This is a genomic window from Alkalibacillus haloalkaliphilus C5 (assembly GCF_000269905.1).
Classification (GTDB): domain Bacteria; phylum Bacillota; class Bacilli; order Bacillales; family Alkalibacillaceae; genus Alkalibacillus; species Alkalibacillus haloalkaliphilus_A.
The window spans coordinates 1-23721 of sequence record NZ_AKIF01000022.1 but is presented as its reverse complement, the minus strand read 5'-3'; the positions used below and the strand labels follow the sequence as shown (position 1 = coordinate 23721).

At 40.2% G+C, this 23721-nt stretch carries 22 protein-coding genes and 4 pseudogenes; 3 read left to right on the top strand and 23 right to left on the bottom strand.

Features of this window, described 5'->3' with window-relative positions:
- Positions 1 to 298: 298 nt before the first annotated feature.
- From A194_RS0104115 to paaA, 20 genes and pseudogenes are all read right to left on the bottom strand, one after another.
- Positions 299 to 1093, bottom strand: coding sequence for an ABC transporter ATP-binding protein (locus A194_RS0104115; RefSeq protein ID WP_017185616.1), 795 nt, complete (start codon positions 1091 to 1093; stop codon positions 299 to 301).
- Positions 1086 to 2079, bottom strand: a pseudogene (locus tag A194_RS17210) (ABC transporter permease). The gene A194_RS0104115 and the pseudogene A194_RS17210 overlap by 8 nt, the downstream one beginning before the upstream one ends.
- Positions 2080 to 2205: 126 nt before the next feature.
- On the bottom strand, positions 2206 to 3216 hold the full coding sequence (locus A194_RS0104105; RefSeq protein ID WP_017185614.1) for an ABC transporter substrate-binding protein: 1011 nt from the start codon (positions 3214 to 3216) through the stop codon (positions 2206 to 2208).
- 51 nt (positions 3217 to 3267) lie between these two features.
- On the bottom strand, positions 3268 to 4716 hold the full coding sequence (gene lpdA / locus A194_RS0104100; RefSeq protein ID WP_017185613.1) for a dihydrolipoyl dehydrogenase: 1449 nt from the start codon (positions 4714 to 4716) through the stop codon (positions 3268 to 3270).
- On the bottom strand, positions 4717 to 5946 hold the full coding sequence (locus tag A194_RS0104095) for a dihydrolipoamide acetyltransferase family protein (RefSeq protein ID WP_017185612.1): 1230 nt from the start codon (positions 5944 to 5946) through the stop codon (positions 4717 to 4719).
- Positions 5947 to 5962: 16 nt separating this feature from the next.
- Entirely contained in the window at positions 5963 to 6931 is a 969-nt protein-coding gene (locus A194_RS0104090; protein WP_050980479.1) for an alpha-ketoacid dehydrogenase subunit beta, read from the bottom strand.
- Positions 6932 to 6983: 52 nt separating this feature from the next.
- Positions 6984 to 8038, bottom strand: a pseudogene (pdhA, locus tag A194_RS17205) (pyruvate dehydrogenase (acetyl-transferring) E1 component subunit alpha).
- Positions 8039 to 8075: 37 nt separating this feature from the next.
- Positions 8076 to 9215: a Leu/Phe/Val dehydrogenase gene (locus A194_RS0104080; protein WP_017185610.1), complete on the bottom strand. Its 1140-nt coding sequence runs from the start codon at positions 9213 to 9215 to the stop codon at positions 8076 to 8078.
- 30 nt (positions 9216 to 9245) lie between these two features.
- Positions 9246 to 9644, bottom strand: a complete 399-nt coding sequence (locus tag A194_RS0104075) for a thioesterase family protein (RefSeq protein WP_029424969.1) — start codon at positions 9642 to 9644, stop codon at positions 9246 to 9248.
- Between the two features lie 247 nt (positions 9645 to 9891).
- Positions 9892 to 10866, bottom strand: a complete 975-nt coding sequence (locus tag A194_RS0104070) for an NAD(P)H-dependent flavin oxidoreductase (RefSeq protein WP_017185608.1) — start codon at positions 10864 to 10866, stop codon at positions 9892 to 9894.
- A 37-nt stretch (positions 10867 to 10903) separates the two neighbouring features.
- Complete coding sequence (locus A194_RS0104065) at positions 10904 to 12103, bottom strand: thiolase family protein (protein WP_017185607.1); 1200 nt, start codon at positions 12101 to 12103, stop codon at positions 10904 to 10906.
- A complete protein-coding gene (locus A194_RS0104060) occupies positions 12100 to 12975 on the bottom strand; it encodes a 3-hydroxyacyl-CoA dehydrogenase (protein WP_017185606.1) in 876 nt (291 codons plus the stop codon). Before A194_RS0104060 ends, A194_RS0104065 begins: the two co-directional genes overlap by 4 nt.
- A gap of 30 nt (positions 12976 to 13005) precedes the next feature.
- On the bottom strand, positions 13006 to 14523 hold the full coding sequence (locus A194_RS0104055; RefSeq protein WP_017185605.1) for an aldehyde dehydrogenase family protein: 1518 nt from the start codon (positions 14521 to 14523) through the stop codon (positions 13006 to 13008).
- A gap of 20 nt (positions 14524 to 14543) precedes the next feature.
- Positions 14544 to 15326, bottom strand: coding sequence for an enoyl-CoA hydratase/isomerase family protein (locus A194_RS0104050; protein ID WP_017185604.1), 783 nt, complete (start codon positions 15324 to 15326; stop codon positions 14544 to 14546).
- 3 nt (positions 15327 to 15329) lie between these two features.
- A complete protein-coding gene (locus tag A194_RS0104045; protein ID WP_017185603.1) occupies positions 15330 to 16103 on the bottom strand; it encodes an enoyl-CoA hydratase in 774 nt (257 codons plus the stop codon).
- Positions 16096 to 16407, bottom strand: a complete 312-nt coding sequence (locus A194_RS0104040; RefSeq protein ID WP_017185602.1) for an EthD family reductase — start codon at positions 16405 to 16407, stop codon at positions 16096 to 16098. Before A194_RS0104040 ends, A194_RS0104045 begins: the two co-directional genes overlap by 8 nt.
- A gap of 21 nt (positions 16408 to 16428) precedes the next feature.
- Positions 16429 to 16929, bottom strand: coding sequence for a 1,2-phenylacetyl-CoA epoxidase subunit PaaD (gene paaD / locus A194_RS0104035; RefSeq protein ID WP_017185601.1), 501 nt, complete (start codon positions 16927 to 16929; stop codon positions 16429 to 16431).
- Between the two features lie 19 nt (positions 16930 to 16948).
- Positions 16949 to 17785: a 1,2-phenylacetyl-CoA epoxidase subunit PaaC gene (paaC, locus tag A194_RS0104030; RefSeq protein ID WP_017185600.1), complete on the bottom strand. Its 837-nt coding sequence runs from the start codon at positions 17783 to 17785 to the stop codon at positions 16949 to 16951.
- Positions 17761 to 18120: a 1,2-phenylacetyl-CoA epoxidase subunit PaaB gene (gene paaB, locus A194_RS0104025; RefSeq protein WP_017185599.1), complete on the bottom strand. Its 360-nt coding sequence runs from the start codon at positions 18118 to 18120 to the stop codon at positions 17761 to 17763. Before paaB ends, paaC begins: the two co-directional genes overlap by 25 nt.
- Positions 18121 to 18138: 18 nt before the next feature.
- Complete coding sequence (gene paaA, locus A194_RS0104020) at positions 18139 to 19128, bottom strand: 1,2-phenylacetyl-CoA epoxidase subunit PaaA (RefSeq protein ID WP_017185598.1); 990 nt, start codon at positions 19126 to 19128, stop codon at positions 18139 to 18141.
- 256 nt (positions 19129 to 19384) lie between these two features.
- On the opposite strand from paaA, the pseudogene paaX reads away from it, so the two are divergent.
- Positions 19385 to 20205, top strand: a pseudogene (gene paaX, locus A194_RS17200) (phenylacetic acid degradation operon negative regulatory protein PaaX).
- Between the two features lie 160 nt (positions 20206 to 20365).
- The gene (locus A194_RS17195) at positions 20366 to 20839 is read left to right on the top strand and encodes a VanZ family protein (RefSeq protein ID WP_157783024.1); all 474 of its coding nucleotides are present in this window, start codon (positions 20366 to 20368) and stop codon (positions 20837 to 20839) included.
- Between the two features lie 3 nt (positions 20840 to 20842).
- Here A194_RS17195 and A194_RS0104005 read toward each other — a convergent pair whose 3' ends face one another.
- The gene (locus A194_RS0104005) at positions 20843 to 21373 is read right to left on the bottom strand and encodes a gamma carbonic anhydrase family protein (RefSeq protein ID WP_017185596.1); all 531 of its coding nucleotides are present in this window, start codon (positions 21371 to 21373) and stop codon (positions 20843 to 20845) included.
- A 158-nt stretch (positions 21374 to 21531) separates the two neighbouring features.
- On the opposite strand from A194_RS0104005, the gene A194_RS0104000 reads away from it, so the two are divergent.
- On the top strand, positions 21532 to 22527 hold the full coding sequence (locus A194_RS0104000; protein WP_017185595.1) for an NAD(P)/FAD-dependent oxidoreductase: 996 nt from the start codon (positions 21532 to 21534) through the stop codon (positions 22525 to 22527).
- 49 nt (positions 22528 to 22576) lie between these two features.
- On the opposite strand, the gene A194_RS0103995 is transcribed toward A194_RS0104000, so the two are convergent.
- Both A194_RS0103995 and A194_RS20625 read right to left on the bottom strand, forming a co-directional pair.
- A complete protein-coding gene (locus A194_RS0103995; protein ID WP_017185594.1) occupies positions 22577 to 23080 on the bottom strand; it encodes a hypothetical protein in 504 nt (167 codons plus the stop codon).
- A gap of 304 nt (positions 23081 to 23384) precedes the next feature.
- Positions 23385 to 23721 (bottom strand): annotated as a pseudogene (locus A194_RS20625) (hypothetical protein); the annotation flags it as partial.

Genomic DNA, 23721 nt, shown 5'->3' with positions numbered 1-23721 from the left:
ATGAGATTGAAGTGGCTACGTCTAACGCTCGCTGCCCCATTTGATCTTTTGTTTGTGTCCACTCTATATAAGAATAAATTGCAGTAATTAACAACGTTACAATGATTAAGAGTGAAATAATCGATGTTAAGATCTTCGTTCGTAGTGAAACTCTATTTAACATATTGAGGGGCACCTTCCTTACGTCTCGTCATAGCTTTAGTTACAGTTTATCGGCTAAACTCTTAATCGACAACAATACTGAACATATATTTTACATAAAAAAACTAGGATGTGACGATCACATCCTAGTTAGTCGTTACCCTAACACCGCTCGGTCGCTTTCAATTTGCTTACCTCGTATACGGTGGAATTCATCTAATAAATCTTTAATTGTGAGCTCTTGTTTTTCCTCTCCTGATACATCGAAAATGATTTGGCCTTTATCCATCATAATTAAACGGTCGCCTAAATCTAACGCTTGTTGCATGTTATGTGTCACCATTAAAGTTGTTAGCTCGAATTTCTTTACGACATCAGCTGTAATTTCAGTAATGAGCTCTGCTCTTGATGGGTCTAAGGCTGCTGTATGTTCATCAAGCATTAAAATATGTGGCTCAGTGAATGTCGCCATTAATAACGATAACGCTTGGCGTTCACCCCCTGATAGTAAACCGACTCTCGCGTTCAATCGGTCTTCTAAGCCTAAGTTCAATGACTCTAAATACTCACGGTACATTTCACGACGTTTCTTTGTGACGCCTGGAATGAGCTTGCGCTTTTTATCACGCGAATAGGCCATGGCTAAGTTTTCTTCTATTGTCATGGAAGGTGCTGTACCTGCCATTGGGTCTTGGAATACCCGACCGATAAAACCAGCTCGTTTATATTCAGGTAAATGGACAACGTGTTTGTCATCGATCATGACTTCTCCTACGTCAGGAATTAAACTTCCTGAAACGACGTTCATTAACGTCGATTTACCCGCGCCATTACTACCAATGACTGTGACGAATTCTCCTTTTTTTAGTTCCAAGTCAACGGATTGTAAAGCCTTCTTTTCATCAGGTGTTCCTTCATTGAATGTAATCGACACGTCCTTTAAGTTAAGCACTGTGGACCTCTCCTTCCTTACGTTGGAGTAGTTCAGCCTTTTTCCGAAGCCTTCGCTTCTTCTCTTTTCGTGCTTGGACCATTCTCGGTGCGACTAATGCAGCAATGACTAACACAGCAGTAATTAACTTCATATCACCTGAATCTAAAAAGTCCACACGAAGTGCCATCGTTACTACTATTCGGTAAACAATCGCACCACCAATGACAGCTAAAGTCGCAATAATAATTGTACGTTTTCCAAATAACGCCTCACCTATGATTACGGATGCAAGACCAATTACGATCATCCCGATCCCCATGTTAACGTTCGCAAAACCACCGTATTGGCCAATTAATGCACCTGATAAAGCAACTAAACCGTTAGAGATCCCAATACCTATAATGATTAGCCCATCTGTATTAGCTGATAAGCTGCGGATCATCTTTTGATTGTCACCCGTTGCTCTTAACGCTAGTCCTACTTCCGTCTTTAAGAAGTAATCTAAAAACACTTTAACCATTAATGTCAAAATGACCATGACTGAGAAAACGAGCCAAGTTCCCGAAAACCGTTCAGCCCCTAAAGATAAAACGATATTATTGAAAAATGCATCGAATCCTGAAGCAACCCACCACGATTGAATTTGTGTAAACAAGGTGGACTCATTCAGCATCGAGACGGTTGGTTGTCCCATCAACCGTAAATTGATTGAATAAAGCGCAATCATCATTAAAATACCGGCCAGTAAGGCATTAATATTACCTTTTGTATGCAAGACACCGGTAATACAACCTGCGATAAAGCCGGCAAATGCACCTAACAATGTAGCTAATATAGGTGACATCCCTCCGACAATTGCGACTCCAGCAACACCAGCTCCAGTTACAAAACTACCGTCTACTGTTAAATCAGGAAGTGAATATACGAAACGACAAGTATACGCCTAAAGCCATTAAAGCGTAAATTACGCCTGACTCTACTGCACCAAATAACGATATTAGCATGACGTCCTCCTTCGATCTCAAGTAGAGCTCTTTCTATTATTTGAATGAAAGCGCTTGGCAGTTAATATGCAAAGCCAAGCGCCCATCCGTTACTTTATAAAATCGAACTTAGTCTATTAAGCAGCTTTATTCCTCTTCTTCTGGTTCGATAAATTGTGCTTCATCATCCCAATCATCGTGCCATTCTACAGCTTGTAATTCGGCTGCTTCTTCGTTAATGAATAGTTGGATCTCAGGTGGATGCTCTGCAGGAATCTCTCCAATGTCCTTTTCACCTGTTAAAATATCGGCTGCCATTTCTCCAGAACGGTAACCAATCGTGTAATAATCAATACCAAATGTTGCAAAACCACCTTTTGCAACTGAATCTGGTTCACCAGCTATTAAAGGAATTTCATTGTTGTTCGCAACACCAATGACGCTATCAAGTGCTTCTACTACTGTGTTATCTGTGACGATAAAGAATACGTCAATATCACTTACTAACGTCGTTGCTGCTTGCTGTACTTCTGATGCGTTAGCCACTGTACGCTCATGTAACGTCAAACTCGTACCTTCAGCAGCAGATTCTACCGCTTCAATTTGTGCTACAGAGTTCGGTTCACCTGCGTTATAAATTAAACCAACTGAAGCACCTTCAAAATATTGATCAATAAATTCAACCGTTGCATCAATAGCACCTGGGTGTAAGTCTTGTACCCCTGTTACATTTGTATCCGGATTTTCCAATGACTCAATAACACCTGCACCTACTGCATCTGTTACTGATGTAAACACAATTGGAATGTCTTTCGTTGCTTCATAGGCACCTTGTGTACTTGGTGTTGAATTAGTAAAAATTAAATCAACGTCATCAGCTACAAAAGCATCCGAGATCGGCTTAACATTGTTCGGGTCATTTTGTGCATCTTGGAAGTCATACTCAACATTTAACCCTGCATCCTCTAAAGCATCTTGGAACCCTTCATAAGCTCTGTCTAATGATGGGTGCTGAACAATTTGGGTTGCACCAATGTGGAACGTTTCGCCTTCTGCAGCCCCTTCATCTCCGCCTCCATTATCTTCATCATCACCACATGCTACTAACAACAACATCCCTATTAACGCAACAAACAACAAATGAAAAACCTTCTTCATCCAATGTATCCCCCTCTTATAATTAATAATTGGCTTTTAAAGCGCCAAGCTTTAAACACTTTTTTCAAATACTTTGGATTGCTTTTGTTTTTTCGGTGGTGTATGAATCGATTGGCCAACAAGCGCATCAACTGCTTCTACCAATCCTTCGTTCATGCTGGGGTGAGCATAATGCGGGAACGTTAAATCTTCTGTTTTTGCAGCCATTTCAAGCAACTGCACAAAGTGACTCGACATCTCCACTGCGCCTTCACCAATCATATGAACACCTAAAATGATGTCAGTATCAGCATCACTCATGACTTTTACAAAGCTATCACGTTTACCGATAATTGATGTAAATCCGTTAGCTCCTAAGTTGAACTGACCGACTTTATAATTTATTTCATTGGTTTGTGTTTCTTGTTCAGTTAACCCGACTGATGCAATCGGTGGATTCGTATGAGCTATAAAAGGTAAAAACGTTAGATCAGCTTCAGGGTTCTCACCGGCAATGGCTTCGGCTGCTACCTTCCCTTGCTTGATCGCCTTGACAGCTAACGGTTCACCTTCTGTTAAATCTCCAATGGCGTATATGTTTAGTGTTGAAGTTTTCATTTGGTGATTAACAGCAACATGACCTGAATCAGTTAAGTTAACACCTAAACGGTTTAAACCTAATGAGTCAATGTTTGGTTTTCGCTCACCGCTACTATAAATGTGTGTTGCTTCAATCTGCTGTTCTTCTCCACTTTTACTGACAGTTACTGTTAGTCCTTGTTCAGATTCTTCTATTAATTTTATAGCTGCTTGATTGACGATATGAATCTTTTTCTTCTTAAACAGTCTCTTCAATTCCTTTATTAAATCAGCATCTAAAAATGACTGGTCATCGTTAGTTACTAACGTTACTTTTGTTCCAAAACTATGAAACACAGAAGCTACTTCTAAGGCTAAGTAGTCAAAGCCGTCCACAATAAGGTGTTCAGGTATTTCTTCAATTTGAAATACTTCTTCTGCTAAAAAAGCTTTTTCACTATTGATTGGGAAATAATTAGGCTTCATAGCTTGGCTACCTGTAGCAATAATGGCGTTTTTATATATGTAGTGATCAAATTGATGACCGTTTTCAACGCCAATTCGCTGATCACCTGTAAACGTTGCAGTTCCTTGTATGACCTCGATTTGGTTCGTTTTCAGTAAAGATTCAACACCTTTTCTTAATTGTGTCGTCACTTGTGATTTATATTGTTGCAGTTGATTTAAATCCACTGTATTAGGTGAGTCAACTCCAACTCCTAAGTTTTGCATGTGAGAGATTTCATTGACCTTTTTACTAGCGTAAGTCCATACTTTCGAAGGGATACACCCTTCATTTAGGCAAATGCCTCCTAGATCGGCTTGTTCTACTAAAGATACGTTTAAACCGAGTTGAGCAGCGCGTATGGCGGCTGTATATCCACCTGGTCCGCCGCCAATGACGACTAAGTCGCGCTCTTCTGTAATTTCGCCAACAACCATTTATACCAACTCCAGCATTAGTTTGTTCGGATTTTCTATTAACTCGTTTAATCGGTTCGTAAACGAAACAGCTGTTGCACCATCTGCTACGCGGTGGTCAAATGACATTGACACATTCATCATGTAACCTGGCACAATTTCGTCTTGTTCATTATAGATTGGCAGTTTACGAGTTTTATGAAAGGCAATGAGCGCCGTTTCTGGATAATTAATAATTGGTGTTGCTCCAGTACTACCTAATGGGCCGACATTACTCATCGTAAACGTACTACCTTTTAGTAACTGAGGTTCTAGATTGCCGTTTTGTGCCTTTTCAGCTATAGCTTTCATATCACGATGAATTTGACGCAATGACTTACGGTCAACGTCATGTAAAACAGGGACGATTAAACCGTCTTTTGTATCTGATGCGAGACCGATATGGTATTGCTTCTTTAAAATAATTTGTTCATTTTCTTCATCTAATTGTGCGTTAAAAACTGGGAAGTCCTTTAATGTAATGACAAGCGCTTTTAGTAGGAAAGCCGGAATGGAAATGTTGTCTCCAGATTCTTTTAACTCTTCACGAAGCTGGAATAGTCTTGTCATATTAATTTCATCAAAGTGTGTCACGTGAGGAATAGTATAAATTGATTGAGTCATTTTGTTCGCAATCGTTTTTCGAATCCCTCTAAATGGAATCGTTTCTTGCTCTGGCTTGCTTGTTGAATCTAAATCCAATGTTACCGTTTCAGATCGTTCTTCTTGTTGCACTTGAGGTTCCGATTTCGTTCCGTTTATAAATTGATAAACATCTTCTTCTGTCACTCGTCCTGATGGATCAGAAGCTGTCACTTGTTCTATATCAATTTGATGGTCTCGTGCAATTTTTCTCGTATATGGTGTTGCTAATACGCGATTTACTTTCGTTTGGATTCGTCTATTTTGCAGCCCTTTCGCTTCATTCGTCGCTTTTGCTGGCTCAGGATCTAACTGTTGTTCAGGTTGTTTCGCTCCAACCCCTCTTATATAAAGTAATGTTGTACCAACTTGTACCGTTTCTCCAACAGGTACGACGATTTCTTTAACAGTACCTTTTCCTGGTGAAGGGAGTTCAGCAACCATTTTGTCTGTTTGAACTTCAACGAGTGGTTGGTCAGTTGAAACCGAATCACCTTCTTTAACGAAGTAATTGACGATTTCCCCTTCTGTCATCCCTTCTCCAATATCGTGTAATTTTACTTCTAACAATGTGCTCACCCCTTACTTAAAAGTTGACCGATTTATAAATGCTTTCTAAAACGCGTTTGGCCGTCGGTAAATAGTGGTCTTCTAATGAAAAGAATGGTACTGGCACATCAAACCCTGTCACACGCTCAATTGGTGACCTTAAATATAAGAATGATGTATCATTTATGACAGATAAAATGTCATTACCAAGTCCACCAGTGCCGTGTGCTTCATGCACGATAACCGCGCGCCCTGTTTTTTGAACAGATTCAGCAATTAAATCACGATCAAGTGGGTAAAGTGTTCTTAAGTCGATTACTTCACAACTAACACCTTGTTCTTCTGCCTGCTTTGCTGCTTGTTCTGCTACTAGGACCATTGCTCCCCATGCAATTAATGTAATATCTGTACCTTCTTGAACTTTGTTCCCTTTACCAATTTCAACATTGTATTTCCCTTCAGGAACGTCTTCGCGTTTCGCACGGTAACTACGCATTGGCTCCATGAAAATAACAGGATCCGGGTCTTCAATTGATTCAATTAATAAACCTTTCGCATCGTAAGGCGTAGCAGGACAGACTACTTTAACGCCTGGCATGTGGGTAAACAATGCTTCAGCACTATCAGAATGAATTTCTGGTGCACGAATTCCAGCTCCATATGGCGCACGAATGACCATTGGTGCAGAATAATGACCTAACGTTTTCATTCTCAAACGTGATACGTGTGTCATAATTTGGTCATAGGCCGGGTAAATAAAGCCCATAAATTGCATTTCAGCAACGGGCCTAAACCCGTTAACCGCCAAACCAACTGATGTTCCCACGATTCCAGACTCTGATAACGGTGTGTCGACTACTCGGTGCTCGCCAAAAACTTCTTGCAAGCCTTCTGTTGCTCTAAATACACCGCCGTTTTTCCCGATATCTTCTCCGAGTAATATCGTCTTTTCATCTAACTCTAGCATCGTCTTCAAGCCATCATTAATCGCTTGAATCATCGTCATTTGTTTCGTTTTACTATTTACTTCAGGCTTCTGTTCAACCTTTAAATCCACGTTAATCCCCCTTTAGCTGTGCTAAGTATTGATCTTTTTGTTCTTCGAGTTGCTCTGGGTTTTGTTCAAAGACATAATCAAAAAGATCTGCAGGGTTAGCTTTCGGGCTATTTTCCATTGCTTCTACAGCCGCTTCAACTTCATTCTCTATTTTCTCTTTCGTTTCATTAATCCACTCTTCATTCCAGTGACCGTAGTTTTTCATAAACATCTCTAAACGATCTAGTGGGTGAACAATTTCTTCACCTTGGTCATCTGGACGGTACTTCGTTGGGTCATCTGCAGTCGTGTGCGCACCTGTACGCCACGTCACCGCCTCGATTAATGTTGGTCCGCTACCTTCTCGAGCTCGATCAACTGCTTTTTCCATTTCAAAATAGACACTAAAACAGTCATTCCCATCGATTCTGGCACTTGGCATATCATAAGCGAGTGCTTTTTGGGCGATTGTTTTTGAATTCATTTGCTTATCAATTGGAACTGAGATGGCGTAACCGTTGTTCTGATTAAAGAAAACCGTTGGCGTTTGAAAAACAGAGGCAAAGTTTAACCCTTCATGAAAGTCACCTTCTGATGTTGCTCCATCACCGAAATAGGCTAGTGCGATATTCTTTGTCCCTTTTCGCTTTTCAGCCACGCTGTTCCTGTAGCATGTGGGATTTGCGTTGCAATTGGGACAGCTGCTGGGAAGATATTTTTACCTTTAGGTGGCACAACACCTTCATGTCGACCATTCCAATATAAAAACGTACGAACCATATCAGCACCAAACGTTAACGTTGCACCGTGATCGCGGTAGGTTGGAAACATCCAGTCGCCATCTTTAAGCGCTAAAGCACTCCCAACTTGTGATGCTTCTTGACCTTCAAACGGTGGATAAGTACCGATTCTCCCTTGCCTTTGCAGGTTGATTGCTTTACGGTCAAACGTACGAATTCTAAGCATGTTATAATACATCGTGCGGACTAACTCTTCATCGATTTTTTCCTCATATGATGAATCAATTAAATTCCCTTGATCATCCATTACTTTCTTGATTGGGAATTGTTCTTCCATAGTAAGACCCCCAATTCTTTTATTTAATGACGGATTTTCACTTCGGGCTAACAGTGCGGTTAAAGAAACTATTACGTTTCTCGCGATTAGACATCACCCTATCACACAGCTGATCAGCCGCTTCAACAGTGGAGATTTCGTTAAGTTCAGACTGCTTATAAACTTCTAGAATCGTGTTGTATATTTCTTTCGTTTTTAATAAAACGCGTTCTTTATTTGGTCCATACAGTTCATCAGCAACTTGGATGAGACCACCTGCATTTACAATGTAATCAGGTGCATAAAGAATGCCTCTTTTCGTTAGTTCAATACCATGTTTTTCTTCTAACAATTGGTTATTAGCAGCTCCAACGACTGCTTTAAATTGAAATTGCTCAACCGTCGTGTCATTGATCACGCCACCCATGGCACACGGAACAAATATGTCAGCCGGAACTGAATATATCTCATTTGTTTCAACAACCGTTACTGTACCTTCAGCAGTTTGCGCCGCCTTCGCTTGGATCTCTTCGATTGAGTCTTTGTTAATATCCGACACGTATATCGAAGCACCTTCTTGAAGTAATCGCTCTGCAATTTTAAAGCCAACTTTACCTAAGCCTTGAATCGCGTAAGTAACCGGTTGTAAACTTTCATGGCCAAAAAGCATTTTGTTCGTCGCTTTAAGTCCATATATAACACTCTCAGTAGTCGGTATTGACGAATCGCCACCTCCACCGTATTCTTCTGGAATTCCTGCAATGCAGTTTGTTTCTTTCATTGCATGAACGAAATCAGCTAGTGTTGTTCCCATGTCTGTACCTGTGTAAAAACGGCCGTTTAAAGATTCTACAAATTGGCCGAATGCGCGGAATAATTCTGGTGATTTATCTGTGTGGGGATCTCCTATAATGACAGCTTTGCCTCCACCGAAGTCTAAGTCAGCTGCTGCACATTTGTAGCTCATACCTTTTGATAATCTTAATACGTCTTCTAATGCTTCATCGAACGATTCATATGGTTGCATGCGACATCCACCGATTGCTGGACCTAATTTCGTACTATGTATGGCGATAATAGCCTGTAAATTAGTCGATGGATCATTACAAAAAACGACTTGCTCATGTTCTGACATTTTCTCAAGGAGTGATAAGTTTTCAATCTCATCATTTTTAGATGATGCCATAATATAACTCATAGTTAACCTCCTATTCTATTAACAACCAAATTAACCATGTAACTGTCCTGTACGCTTTTCGATTACCTCCTTAGGTAGGATGACTTGTTTAACTGTCCCTTTTCCAATTAATTGACCTTCTTCACGGTAAGCCTCTACTTCTGTAATGACTTGATGATCTTTATATTCTGTTAAAGTAGCTGTTAGACTGACCTTTGTATTTAACGGAGCAGCGTCAAGGTGTTTAACACTAACTGATGCTCCCATACCTTCTTCATGTTCTTCTAAAAAAGGTAGTATAATTTTGCGCGAAACCCACTCCATGTGATATACCATTGAAACGGTGGAATACACGGGGTGTACGACATTCCCTTCAAAACTCGCAAACATATCCTTTGTAACTTTTACGTCAATTGTCTCTTGTCTACCGACTTCCATGCCAGGCTTCATACCATTCATCACTTCCATTCTATAATTAGAAGTAAGCTTGAATTCAAGCTTGTATACAATTTTAGACAATTATATAAAAGCGCTTACATTTTTCGATAAAAAGTGTGGATTGCTATACAAATTTTGTCGCAATCCATTATAAACTCCTAGAGACTTCCTCAACCTTAAATTATATGACGTTTGTATAACGCTATTTTATCATTTTGTAATGGATAAAACAACAATTTATTTGAAAAGTGTTTATTTTCTAATAATTATATTGATCATTTACAAACGGAAGCTGTTGCTTCGATTGTTCAACTTGATTAGACGCCTCTTGCATCATACCCTCAACTAACTCCCGAACGGTTGGAATATCTTCTATTAACCCTGTAATTTGACCACTATTTAAAAATCCATTTTCTAAGTCACCTTCTAATGCACCTTTACAATGTAGCTCTTCAGACGTTAATTGGCGATATTCTTCTACAGTTAACCCGGACTTTTCAAGGTCAGTCAATTTCCTAGCATATTGCGTATTTAATATACGCCTCACTTGCCCGACTGTTCGTCCTACAATAGTTGTTCCTGTACCGTTGGCTTCTAAGATCTTCTCTTTGTAATGGGTGTGGAAAGGGGCTTCTTGAGTTGCAATAAAGCGTGTTCCCATTTGCACGCCACTTGCTCCAAGCATAAGCGTTGCAGCTAAACCTTTTCCATCACCAACGCCACCAGCTGCCAAAACGGGTACATTAACGTGTCGTACAATTTGCGGTATTAGAGTAAAAGTCGTTAGCTCTAAATTAGAATTGATCCCTGCTGCCTCATAACCTTCAGCAACTAACAGATCCGCACCCGCTTCTTCTGCTTTCTTCGCATGTTTCACCGAAGCAACTAAAGTCATCACTTTAATCCCTTGTTCGTGAAGCTTTGGAATGTAAGGTGCTGGATTACCAGCAGACAGTGATACGACAGGCACTTGTAAATCAATCACAAGGTCAATTAGACGCTCAACATTTGGTGCAACAGCCATCGCAATGTTGACTGCAAACGGCTTATTCGTTAATTCTTTTGTTTGGTTGATTTTCATTTCGACCTCTTCTGGCGACATCGTGCCACAACCGATCGTACCAAGTCCTCCCGCCTCTGAGACTGCCGCTGTTAGCTCTGGGCTACTTATATTACCCATCCCCCCTAAAACGATTGGGTATTGAATGTTTAATAGATGACATACTGGATTCATAGCTTTCCTCCTCTAATACCTAAAAGTTTCCTATTACTTATATATTCTCAACTAAAGTCGAAATTCCCTGCCCGACACCGACACACATTGTTGCAACGCCAAGATTTGTGTCTTGTTTTTTCATTTCATGAATTAAAGTCGTTAAAATTCTAGCCCCACTTGCACCTAATGGATGACCAAAAGCAATGGCTCCACCATTTACGTTAACTTTTTCTTCATCAAGGTTCAGCTGGTTCATACACTCAATAGACTGCGAAGCAAATGCTTCGTTTAATTCGACTAAACCAATCTCATCAATTGAGTAATGTGTTCGCTTTAATAGTTTTTGAGTTGAGTAAATAGGTCCTAGCCCCATAACAGCAGGCTCTAACCCTGCAGCTGCTCCACCAACGTATTTAACTAACGGTTTTAACCCTAGCTGGCTTGCTTTTTCAGCGCTCATTAAAAGTAATGCAGAAGCACCGTCGTTCACACCTGATGCATTACCAGCAGTGACTGTACCTTCATTGAAAATTGGCCTTAGTTTCCCTAGCTTTTCTTTCGTTGTATTCGGACGTGGATGTTCATCTTGATTGATGATGAACTCATTTCCTTTACGGTCAACGTATTTAACAGGAACAATTTCGTCTTCGAATCGTCCACTTTCAAACGCTTTTTTCGCTTTCATTTGACTAGCGTAAGCGAACTCATCTTGTTCTTCTCTCGTAATTTCATAGCGTTTTGCAACATTCTCTGCTGTTTGTGGCATCGTGTCAGCACCGTACATCTCTTCTAATCCCTTGTTTGTAAAACGCCAACCAATTGTCGTGTCATACATTTCCATGTTGCCTCTTGGGAACTCTTTTTCTGGTTTTGCCATGACAAACGGTGCACGCGTCATACTTTCTGTCCCACCAGCAATATAAATGTCGCCATCACCAACTGCAATCGCACGTGCTGCTTGGATCACAGCATCCATTCCCGAGCCACAAAGGCGATTGACAGTCGTTGCACTAACATCAACTGGCAACCCAGCTAGTAATGTTGACATGCGCGCCACGTTACGGTTATCTTCCCCTGCTTGATTGGCATTTCCAAAGACGACTTCTTCAATCTCACTTGGAGGCAAGTTCGGATTACGCTCTAATAACGCTTCAATGACCACTGCCCCTAAATCATCTGGGCGAATTGTTTTAAGTGCACCGTTATACCTTCCAATCGGCGTCCTTACTGCATCAACAATGACTACTTCATTCATTTTTTGATCAACTCGTTTTCATTAGTATAATCATAAACTCCACGGCCTGTTTTTCTTCCTAAACGACCAGCTTTCACATACTTTTCTAGTAAAGGAGCAGGGCGGTATTTTTCACCTAATGTCTCATATAAGTAATTTAAGTTGTTCAGCCTCGCATCTAATCCGACTAAGTCACCTAACTCTAAAGGCCCCATCGGATAGTTCAACCCTAATTTAATCGCTTTGTCGATATCCTCAGCTGAAGCAACTCCTTCTTGCAGCATATGAAATGCTTCATTACCGACTAAGGCACTAATTCGACTCGTCACAAAACCTGGGAATTCATTGACTTCAACGGTTTCTTTCCCCATTTGTTCCGCCGTTTGACGAACGACTTCAACCGTCTCATCACTCGTTTCTAAACCTTTAATAATCTCGACTAATTTCATGACATGCACAGGGTTAAAGAAGTGCATCGCCACCACTTTCTCAGGACGTTTCGTATAAGAGCCTAATTCTGTTGGGCTAATCGTTGACGTGTTTGAAGCTAAAATCGTATGTCTTGGCGCATGTTCATCAGCTGTTTCAAGTACTTTTTGTTTTAGGTCAGACTTTTCCGGAACTGCTTCAATAACTAAATCAGCACTTGCAGCAGAACTCGCTAAATCTAGTGAAGTATGAAGGCGCTCTAACAGTTGGTCAGCTTCTTCTTCTGTTACTTTCCCACGTTTGATCCCTTTTGCCGCGGTTTGCTTAGTGTGTTCATAGGCATCTTGTAACTGCTCTTCTGATACGTCAACGAGCTCAGTTTGATAACCTGAAAGGGCCGAGACATATGCTATGCCTCGCCCCATGACACCAGCACCCACGACAGTAATACGGTTAATGGTCATGGACACTCTACCTTTCTATCATTCTATTATTTACACGTTGAATGGATTAAGAGGTTTTGAGCCATAGTATGAAAGGACGCTCTTATCTTCCATATATAAATCTAGCGTTTCGACTGTTAGTTCACGGCCGAATCCTGACTGTTTATAACCACCGAACGGCGTACCAGGGAACGCTGAGAATGGGCTATTAACCATCACGATTCCTGCTTGGATTTGATGTGCAACACGTGTAGCACGACCTTGATTCGTCGTCCAAATCGCTGATCCTAATCCGTATTTCGTATCGTTAGCACGCTTAATGACATCTTTTTCGTCTGTAAATTTCTCAACGACAACAACTGGTCCGAAAATTTCTTCTTGTACAGCTTCCATATCAGGTGTCACGTCCGTAATAACAGTTGGTGCATACCAATAACCTTTTTCAAATCCTTCAGGGTAAATTTGCTTACCACCTGTTGCAATCGTCGCACCGTCTTTAACAGCTGACTGGACGTAGCCATCAATTACATCTAATTGCTCTTGGTTAATAATTGAGCCAAGGTGTGTCCCTTTATTAAACGGATCACCTGATTGAAGCTTTTCCGTCTTCTCAATAAACTGCTCCATAAACTCATCATAAATCGATTCATGCACGAACATACGCGAACGCGCTTCACACGATTGACCTGTGTTAAAGAAGATTCCGAATAATGAGCCAGCAACTGCCGCTTCTAGATCAGCATCTTCAAACACAATATTAGGTGACTTACCACCTAGTTCAAGAGTGACACGCTTAAGTGTTTGAGACGCTTTTTCCATAATGTCTTTACCAGTTGGCGTCGAACCAGTGAATGCGACTTTATTAACGTCTTCATGTTGCACTAAGTAATCACCAACAACACTTCCTGAACCAGGTACCGTATTGACGACACCTTCTGGGACGCCCGCTTCATGGCAAATTTCATTCAATAATAGAGCCGTAATTGGAGTTAAACTAGCTGGCTTAATGACGACTGAGCAACCAGCTGCAATAGCAGGAGCAATCTTCCACGCCGCCATCATCATTGGGTAGTTCCACGGAATGATTTGAGCACAAACACCAACAGGTTCTTTATGCGTATAGTTAAAGAAGCCGTATGGCATATTGTTAACTTCACCGCGGTGACCGACAATAGCACCTGCGTAAAATTCAAAATCCTCAATCGACTGGTTAATTTGAACTTGTGCTGCACCAACGGATTTACCGCTGTTTAGTACTTCCATTTCAACTAGCTCTTTAAAACGTGAACGCATAATTGATGCGATATTGTTTAATACACGAGAACGTTTTCCAACTGGATACTTACGCCATTTCCCGTTATCAAAAGCTTCTCGCGCTGCTTGAACAGCCTTTTCTGCATCTTCCTCACTCGCTTTTGCTACTGTTGCAATTACTTCTCCTGTTGCTGGGTTATACGTTTCGAACGTTTCTTTTGAACTACTATCTACCCTTTCACCATTAATGATCATCCCATAATGATCTCGCTTCATTTCCCCTACTTGTTCAATTGCTTCTTTCGTTAATTCCATTAAAAATCCACTCCTCTCGATTATTTTCCGATGAAATTTGGTTCGCGTTTTTCTTTAAATGCTTGAACACCTTCTTGATGGTCGTTAGATAAACCAGCAATTCGCTGGGCTTGTGCTTCACTTTCTAGTACATCTTGATAATCTGAATGCATGCCATCCATCATATAACGCTTAACTAACGCTATCGCTTTTGTAGGCATACTTGCTAATTTTTGCGTAAATGCTTCGACTTGCTTATCCCACTCGTCTTGCGGGATCACTTCAGTTGCTAACCCTAATTCATAGGCTTCTTCACCCGTAATCGGTTTTCCAAGTACGGAGATTTCCATCGCCTTCGCATACCCAACAATCCGTGGTAGGTTGTAAATAAACCCTGAATCAGGAATTAAGCCAATGTTTATAAAAGCACTGACGAACTTAGCTTGCGGTTGTACGAGCCTAAAATCACACGCCAACGCTAAACTCATTCCAGCACCTGCTGCTGTACCATTAACTGCTGCAACTACAGGCTTTGGAGTTTCTTTAATTGCTTTTAACATTGGGTGATACCTTTTTCTTAAAAAAGTGGCATGATTCGTGTTTTCATCAACACCTTGTAGGTCTTGCCCAGCACAAAAGGCTTTTCCTTCGCCTGTAAAGACGATGCAACGGACGTCATCGTTTTTCGTCGCTTGTTTTAACGCCCGTGTGACTTCGTAATTCATTCCTTCAGTAAATGCGTTATACGCTGATGGCCGATTTAGCGTAATCGTTGCAACACCTGAGTACTCTTCATATTTAATCGTTTGAAAATCCATCCCCATGACTTACACTCCTTTAAAAGAAGGTGATCGCTTTTCAGTAAAAGCTTTCATCCCTTCCTTTTGGTCCTCTGAGGCAAACGTTAAGTAAAAATTCTTCCGCTCTAACTTCATGCCGTCCATTAACGTCATATCTTTAGCTGCTTTAACCGATTCTTTAATTAACCGTAATGAAATAGGTGCTTGGTTCGCTAACTGTTTAGCCAAACGGAATGACTCTTCAAAAACAAGTTCACCAGCTACTACTCGGTTAATAGCACCAAGTTTTAACGCCTCATGAGCCTCCATTTGTTCACCTAACCATATCCACTCTAATGCTTTACGTTCACCGATTGCTTTAGTTAACAACTGAGTACCACCTGCTCCTGGCATAACACCAAGCTGTACTTCAGGAAATCCAAACTTAGACGATTCACCTGCAACGATTAAGTCACAATGGAGGGCTAGTTCAAAACCTCCACCTAAAGCAACACCATTAACTGATGCAATAATCGGCTTGTTAATAAGTGTTATCCGATCCCACACCGCAAACGGATCTGCTAGCTCCATCGTAAGTGGCGTCTCATCCATCATTTCTTCAATATCCGCACCAGCTGCAAATGCTCTGTCACTTCCTTTGATCATGATGACACGAACGTCTTCGCTTTCATCATATTGCTCGAGTTTCTCAACGATTTCATCTACCATTTGCCGGTTTAATGCATTAAGCACTTCAGGGCGATTCAATTGAATCACCCCAATTTTGTCTTCAACAAACGCTTCAATGTACCGATTAGACATTAACGGCAACTTCCTCGCCAATGACTAACGTGACAATATCCCCGGCAAACTTCATAACGTCTTTTCCAGATGCTTTTCCTTCATCTGTTTTCATCGCTTCTTGTAATGCTTCATGGCTCTCATAGTACATTTCACATAGTAAGTAATAATCTGTCTCACCCATTGGCGAGCCTACAATTTTAGTTACTTTCATGTCTTTTAACCCTGGAATCTTCTGCGTCAGTGGTGTGTGCACATTGTAGTAGTGCTCATCAAACTTCTCCTGATCTTCCGGTTTCTTGTAAATCGCAACTAATTTAACCATCTTAAAATCCCCTCTCAAAATTTATTTGATTGCATATTCCACTACTGGCTTCATCGCTTCAAATGGGTTTTTACACGAGCTGCAATATAAAATGCTGCGACAAGCCGTAGGTCCAAACACATTATCCATTGACGTATAGTCAGAATCACAATATGGACAGTTAACCGTCCACTCCTGGCCTGGCTCGTAATTCTCTGGTGGAGGTGCAATGCCATGCTTTTTCAGCTGCTTTTTCCCTTCATCTGTAATCGCATCTGTCGACCATTTCAGTTCAAAGGAGAACTCAACTTCACATTCAGATACCCAGTCAAGTTCAAGTACCGCTTGATGAACATCTGCTTTAATGAAATCTAAAGCAGGACATCCTGCAAAAGTTGGAACCATTACAATTGAGACGCTACTTCCATCAACGATCACCGTGTGAACCATCCCTAAATCTGAAACACTAACAGAAGGTAATTCAGGGTCATCAACTGACTTTAAGGCCTCTCGAACCTCTTCTTCTTTCGCCTGGCGCGTCATTGAACGACACCTCCTTTACTTACCAAACGGCTTTCTCATCACTGCGGTATACTTCAGCAAGCGTATTTAACGCTTGGTCTAAATCCGGTGTATGGTCACCTTCTCTACCACTTCCAAATGCTTTACCGAACGAAATGTCTCGAATATCTTTAACAGTCGATTCTACTTCTTGAATGAACCGTTCTTTTAAGTCGTCCTCACCACTTATAATGTCAAAATGCTCAAGTTCAGTAGCATACTCCCCAAGCTCTAATACATCACCAAATTGTTGCCACGCTTCTTCCAGTCGCGATTGCAACTTCGTCTTCGCCTCATCAGTAGAGTTGTTAAGTTGCTTAAACCATATTTTCCAATGCGATAAATGATAAGGCTGTTCCATTAACACTTTTCCAGCAATGTTGGCTAACGGTGTATAGGAACTCTTTGTTAACGCTTCTAGTTTTACTTTTTTGAAAGATTCATAGAGAAAGTTACGTACAACAGCCAACGCCCAGTCGTAGTACGGCTCTGTTAAGTATTCACCTTCACCGTTTTTCTTCTCAAAATAAACGGCGTTTCGCCTACTACTAGGGTCACGTTCGTGCGCAAGAGCGTCCGCTTCACCTTCACTTAAGTCTTCAAGCAGTCGGTAATACATTAACGCGTGACCCATCGTATTTTGTGTAATTGAAGAAAAGGCTACGTCTTCTTCTATATGCGGTGCTAAGCCGAGCCATTCTGAACCGCGAAAAGAAATGAGAAAGTCATCATCAGCTAATTGGTAAAGCAAGTCTGTTAAAGCTTTTAAATAAACATCATCATTCATTGCCTCTTGTGCAGATGTCACTTTTGTCATTTCTTTTTCACCTCTTTCCACGACATGATCTCTTTCTCATCTAACATGCCTTGCTCTTTTTCCTTCCACTTCTTACGCAAATAGCCGTAACCTTTCGTTCTGCGGTAGTCTTTATTGTCTAAACGCTTTGTTAAATTCAAGCGCTCCTCACTCGTCATTGAGCGAATATTACTTCGCTTAACTACCCAAACGTCTAGCACATCTTCACGGCGCATGAAATTTTCAACAGCCATGCTGAGTGCCATCTCTTCATTAGGAGCAAGCAGACTGAATTGATGTTGAATGGGTGATTTAACACTTTTCTTACTAAAAACTTCATACTCTTGGTAAAAGTTTGTTTCATTCGACTCCGACATAAAACCTCTCCTTTCCCGTTATTGGCCAATCGCTTCAGGTGAAAGTGCTTCTCTTACCCAACGGTTGTTCTCGTAAGCAACTTCACGTAAGCGCAAGCGCTCTTTAGATCGTGGTCCTTTATTTTTAATAATTTGTTTAAACTCATTCCAATCAGGTTGCTCGTAAACCCATTTTTCTTGTTCTTCGTCATAGTGGACGGTTTCATCTGGTACTGTAAGTCCTAGCGAGAATACACGCGGTAAGTATTTATCAAGGAATGCTTGTCGTAGTTCTTCGTTGGAGCTTTTACGAATGCGGTATTTAATCATCGTGTCTTGTTTGGAGGTTCCAGTCGTGTCAGCTGAGCTCGGTCCAAAAAACATTAACAATGCTGGCCACCAGCGGTTCAGTGACTCTTGCAATATTTCTCTTTGGTACTCAGTTCCTTCAGCTAATGCCATGATGATTGCTTCACCATGCTGTGCGTGGAAAACTTCTTCTTGGCAAATGCGTTGAAGTGCGCGTTGGTAGGGGCCATAAGAAGCATCTAACATGTTCGTTTGTGAAATGATGGCTGCACCGTCAACTAACCAGCCAACCATGCCAGCATCAGCCCACGTTTTCGTCGGCATATGGAAAACGTTGTGAAACTTAAGGTCGCCACTTAACAAGTCTTCCATTATGTTTTCACGGTTTTTGCCGTATGGTTTCATTAAATCTTCAGCCACTCGCAACAATAACTGACCGTGACCCATTTCATCTTGCACCTTTGCCATAATACCGAGCTTACGCTTCATCGTCGGTGCTTTTGGCGTCCATTCTTTCTCAGGTAAGGCCCCCATAATTTCACTAATACCGTGCATGGAAATTAATTTTATTAAACCTTGCCTGTAATCCTCTGGCATCCAATCGTCCGGTTCAATTTTCTCCCCCGCTTCAATCCGTGCCATAAACTGCTCGTATTTTTCTTGGTCATGTTCTGGTACATTAGGCTGATCAGAACCGCCGTATTCCAAGTAATTATACATACAGCCACCTCTCCTCCATCACGTTTATTTAACGTAATCATATCAAAACGTTATACAAACTTCAATATAAATATTTTAATTTTCAAAAAATAATATAGGTTATATAACTTATTATATGATGAAATTTATGGTTAATATTCGTTGTTTTATCAATGGATAGCTTGTACATTTTGTTAAAAAAGAAGTGAATTTTGCACCACCATGTAGTAAACTAGTAAATAAATATCGAACTAGACGAAGAAGGAAATGATAGAGTATGGATAAACAGTTTAAAACACGGTCTATGATTTTTACGTTATACGGCGATTACATAAGACATTATGGAAATGTTATTTGGATTGGTAGTTTAATTCAATTATTAGAAGAGTTCGGACATAATGAACAATCAGTTAGAGCTGCTGTTTCTAGAATGAGTAAACAAGGCTGGCTTCAATCTGAAAAAAGAGGGAACAAAAGCTATTATTCTCTTACCGAACAAGGAAAAGCTCGTATGGAAGAAGCTTCTAAACGAATTTATAGGTCAGAGTCACCCAAGTGGGATGGGCAATGGCGCATGCTTGTCTATTCGATTCCTGAAAGCCAACGTCATTTACGAGACGAACTACGCAAAGAGTTAGTATGGAGTGGTTTTGGCTCCTTAACGAATAGTTGCTGGATTACGCCAAACCCACTTGAAGAACAAGTGCGTCGTTTAGTTGAGAAGTATGATATTAGTCAGTATGTAACGTTTTTTAATGCGACATATGAAGGGATGAGTTCCCCGAAAGAATTAGTCGATCAGTGTTGGGATTTAGATGATGTCAATGCAAAATACTCACAGTTCATAAAAGAGTACAGTGAAAAGTATTACATAGATAAGAACTTAGTAGAAAAAGGGGATATAAGTGATGGGCAGTGCTTCGTCAAATGCGCCTCACTTGTCCATGAATACCGTAAGTTTTTATTCGTTGATCCAACTTACCTGAAGAGTTACTCCCAAATCAATGGTTAGGTGACTCTGCAGCAGCGTTATTCTCGGATTATCATGAGCTGTTACAAACACCAGCTACACGCTTTTTTGAATCTGTGTTTGAGTAGGAAAAACGGTCGCTGGATGACTTCCAGCGATTGATTTTATCCTTTAAAGTAAGGACGGTTAATTATGAGGATGTACTTTGAGGGCCCGGTTATAATAGTGGCCTTAATCATTTATATTGCTTTGCTTTTATATTTAAGATTTAAGCATAATAAAGGGGTAATGTATTTATTCTTTTTTTCGATATTCTATTTATACATCACTCAAGTGGTTAGGTATACGCAATTTCCAATCACATATATCCCAGAAATGTACGACCCATTAAGTGTGTTAAGACATAATATAAACTTAGTCCCGTTTCAAAACTTAGAAATTAACTTAAAGTTTATGTTCTTAAATGTGTTATTGACTATTCCCTTTGGCTTTCTTCTCCCTCTAATTGCTCAAGTTACGATGAAGAAGGTTTTGTCATGGGCGTTACTATTACCGTTCATTATAGAAGTAACACAACTTATAGTCGGTTTATCTACAGGGTATAGCCGCCGCATCTTTGATATTAACGATTTCATTATGAATGGCCTTGGTGTTCTAATTGGTTTTCTCATACTAAAGGCTTCGATCAAAGTAATATTTATAATCTTTGACCAAAGCCATAATAACCAAAATAAACTACTTAACTATATTGCTAAAAGTTAAATGCTATTTCGAGACACGTTCAAATATAGTCGAATCGTTAAACTCTTGACCTTTATTAGCATAAACATCAATCGTTTCTTCAATCATCTTCATGTCTTCCTCTGTTAATTCACGTACGACCTTACCTGGTGATCCTAAGACGAGTGACCGTGGCGGGATCACTTTACCAGATGGTACTAGACTATTTGCGCCGATAATCGAATACTCTCCAATTTCAACACCGTCTAAAACAGTCGCCCCCATACCGACAAGGACGCCTCTTCTTAATGTGCAACCGTGAACAATTGCATTGTGACCAACTGACACTTCATCTTCTAAAGTAAGCGGAAACTGTTCATACAGGTGACACATGGAGTTTTCTTGTATATTGCAACGATCACCAACTCGAATAGGCCCTTCATCACCCCGTACTGTGACATTGAACCAAATGCTAGATTCCTTTCCAATTTCAACATCACCAATAATTCTAGCGTTATCTGCAATAAAAGCTGTCTCATCTATTCGTGGAGTATGATTCTTGTAGCGGTAGATCATAACCATCCCTCCTATTATTCTGTAAGTTTAATATAACACATTTTTATCATAGCGTAATAATCTCATAATATATTGACAGTGTAGAGGAACTTTTGTATTCTTTTATATAACGAAATTACTTAAAGCGTATTTAAAACGTTATAAAAAGGAGGGTGGTCATGTTGAATGACCGCATATATGATATTACCGTTATTGGGGCAGGACCAGTCGGATTATTTACCGCTTTCTACGCAGGGATGAGGGAAGCTTCTGTCAATGTGATCGACAGCATGCCACAAGTAGGAGGCCAGCTAGCTGCACTATACCCCGACAAATACATTTACGATGTTGCAGGCTTTCCGAAAGTTAAAGCACAAGAGTTAGTTGACCACTTACACGAACAAGCTAAGACGTTTTCACCTTCCATTCACTTAGAACAATCTGTAACAGACATTAATCGCCACGACGAGTACTTCGAGATCTTTACTACCCAAGGGACACATTATTCCAAAACGATTATTATTACAGCAGGTGCAGGAGCATTCCAACCACGAAAACTTAAGACAGAACAAGCGGAACAATATGAAGGCAGTAACCTTCACTATTTCGTGCAGAAATTAGATCAGTTTAAAAACCGACGCATCCTTTTATGTGGGGGTGGTGATTCCGCAATTGACTGGTCATTAGCATTAGAACCTATCGCTGAACAAGTTACGTTAATTCACCGTCGTGATAAATTCCGCGCTCACGAGCATAGTGTCACACAGTTAAAAAACTCGAACGTTAACATTATGACACCTTTTGAAGTTGACCGTTTAATTGGTGACGGTAATCGGATCGAGCAAGTCGCTATAAAAGAAGTAAAAGGTGAACAACTCGAGTTGATTGATGTAGACGATGTCATTGTTAACTATGGTTTTGTCACTTCATTAGGTCCTTTAAAATCGTGGGGGCTTGAGTTGCAAAAGAATAGCATTTTCGTTAATTCAAAAATGGAAACGAACATTCCAGGCATTTTTGCCGCTGGCGATATTTGTACGTATGAAGGAAAACCGAAGTTGATTGCAACTGGATTCGGCGAAGCGCCAATCGCTGTTAATCATGCTAAGTCGATGATTGATCCAAAAGCAAAACTAAGCATTCATAGTACCCATCTTTTTGAGAAATCGAAGTAATGCTAAAGCCCAGCTATAAAACTAGCTGGGCTTTAAATAAGTGTAACTATTACTCTAATTCTTCTAAATCATATTCTTCTACAAAATCAGCCAGTCGGTCCTCTGCTTCCTCTAGAAGTTGTGCTGACTCAATATACATTGCTTCTACATCAGACAATAGCACATTAAACTCATCTTCAGTTATTTCGTCATTTATAAATTGACCATATACATCAAGTTCCTCATATACTGCCTCATACCACTTTTCTACAAACGCACTTCTCATATCGTGGTATTCTACGACTATGTCTGATTCAGGTGATTGAGCATTAACGTATTCCAGAATTTCATCAGCAATTGGTAACATTTCATCAAGTTGCAATTCATACGCTTCTTCTAACGACATGTTTGTCATCTGACTGTCGATCTCATCCATTTCTTCGCCTTTTTCTTCCGTAAAGTCTATTATGTCGTTATGATAATCAACTAACTCCTGTGCTTCCGGAGGCATTGTACACGCTACTAATAATGCCACCATAATTAATCCTGTTAACAGTACTTTAATTGTTTTCATTCCAATTACCACCTCTTATTTTTTTGTAGTCTAACAATTTACTAATTTAGCCACGTAATTCATCGCTTGTTTAACCTAGAAAATTACTTCTCCGCCATAACTTCTTCCATCCTCTTCGGTTTGATCAACATGATTGGTGCTAAGAACCAACACAACAAAGAAAACAAGAAAGAGAATAGAGTCGCTTGGAATAGGTCAGTATTTTGAGAGTATAAACTGTCCACAAATAAACTTGTTCCAAATACAAACAGTATAGTGGTTAATACTGTATAAACTCTTCCTAACCTTGTTTTGTTAGGTTTTCCTACGCTAAATGCAATCTCTTCAGAAAAAAGTAAGGAACCATTACCATAGTTATGGTTAGCAATAAGCCAACCCAGAATGAGATAGATCCATAAATAGTCTTGAGGAAAGGTGTGGCAAAAAATACCGCTAGACTGTTTATCATTACAAAGCTAAATAATGAAAAATACCTTTTATGTTCATTTTTGAACTTTTTCCATAAAACGACGAAAATCGCACCACATAGTGTCGCAATGATTAGATTAATAACAAAAACTGTCCAACTACCGGAAAACAGAGCTCCAGTAGAGGCACATATGTAGATTACTAATGTTGTTTGAATGATTCTACTATCTACT

Coding starts and splice junctions, on each gene's coding strand:
- A194_RS0104105 (WP_017185614.1), bottom strand. CDS start 3,216: ATGAAGAAGGTTTTTCATTTGTTGTTTGTTGCGTTAATAGGGATGTTG.
- lpdA (WP_017185613.1), bottom strand. CDS start 4,716: ATGGTTGTTGGCGAAATTACAGAAGAGCGCGACTTAGTCGTCATTGGC.
- A194_RS0104090 (WP_050980479.1), bottom strand. CDS start 6,931: ATGACGATGATTCAAGCGATTAATGATGGCTTGAAGACGATGCTAGAG.
- A194_RS0104080 (WP_017185610.1), bottom strand. CDS start 9,215: ATGAGTTATATTATGGCATCATCTAAAAATGATGAGATTGAAAACTTA.
- A194_RS0104075 (WP_029424969.1), bottom strand. CDS start 9,644: ATGAAGCCTGGCATGGAAGTCGGTAGACAAGAGACAATTGACGTAAAA.
- A194_RS0104070 (WP_017185608.1), bottom strand. CDS start 10,866: ATGAATCCAGTATGTCATCTATTAAACATTCAATACCCAATCGTTTTA.
- A194_RS0104065 (WP_017185607.1), bottom strand. CDS start 12,103: ATGAATGAAGTAGTCATTGTTGATGCAGTAAGGACGCCGATTGGAAGG.
- A194_RS0104060 (WP_017185606.1), bottom strand. CDS start 12,975: ATGACCATTAACCGTATTACTGTCGTGGGTGCTGGTGTCATGGGGCGA.
- A194_RS0104055 (WP_017185605.1), bottom strand. CDS start 14,523: ATGGAATTAACGAAAGAAGCAATTGAACAAGTAGGGGAAATGAAGCGA.
- A194_RS0104050 (WP_017185604.1), bottom strand. CDS start 15,326: ATGGGGATGGATTTTCAAACGATTAAATATGAAGAGTACTCAGGTGTT.
- A194_RS0104045 (WP_017185603.1), bottom strand. CDS start 16,103: ATGTCTAATCGGTACATTGAAGCGTTTGTTGAAGACAAAATTGGGGTG.
- A194_RS0104040 (WP_017185602.1), bottom strand. CDS start 16,407: ATGGTTAAATTAGTTGCGATTTACAAGAAACCGGAAGATCAGGAGAAG.
- paaD (WP_017185601.1), bottom strand. CDS start 16,929: ATGACGCGCCAGGCGAAAGAAGAAGAGGTTCGAGAGGCCTTAAAGTCA.
- paaB (WP_017185599.1), bottom strand. CDS start 18,120: ATGTCGGAGTCGAATGAAACAAACTTTTACCAAGAGTATGAAGTTTTT.
- paaA (WP_017185598.1), bottom strand. CDS start 19,128: ATGTATAATTACTTGGAATACGGCGGTTCTGATCAGCCTAATGTACCA.
- A194_RS17195 (WP_157783024.1), top strand. CDS start 20,366: ATGTATTTATTCTTTTTTTCGATATTCTATTTATACATCACTCAAGTG.
- A194_RS0104005 (WP_017185596.1), bottom strand. CDS start 21,373: ATGATCTACCGCTACAAGAATCATACTCCACGAATAGATGAGACAGCT.
- A194_RS0104000 (WP_017185595.1), top strand. CDS start 21,532: ATGTTGAATGACCGCATATATGATATTACCGTTATTGGGGCAGGACCA.
- A194_RS0103995 (WP_017185594.1), bottom strand. CDS start 23,080: ATGAAAACAATTAAAGTACTGTTAACAGGATTAATTATGGTGGCATTA.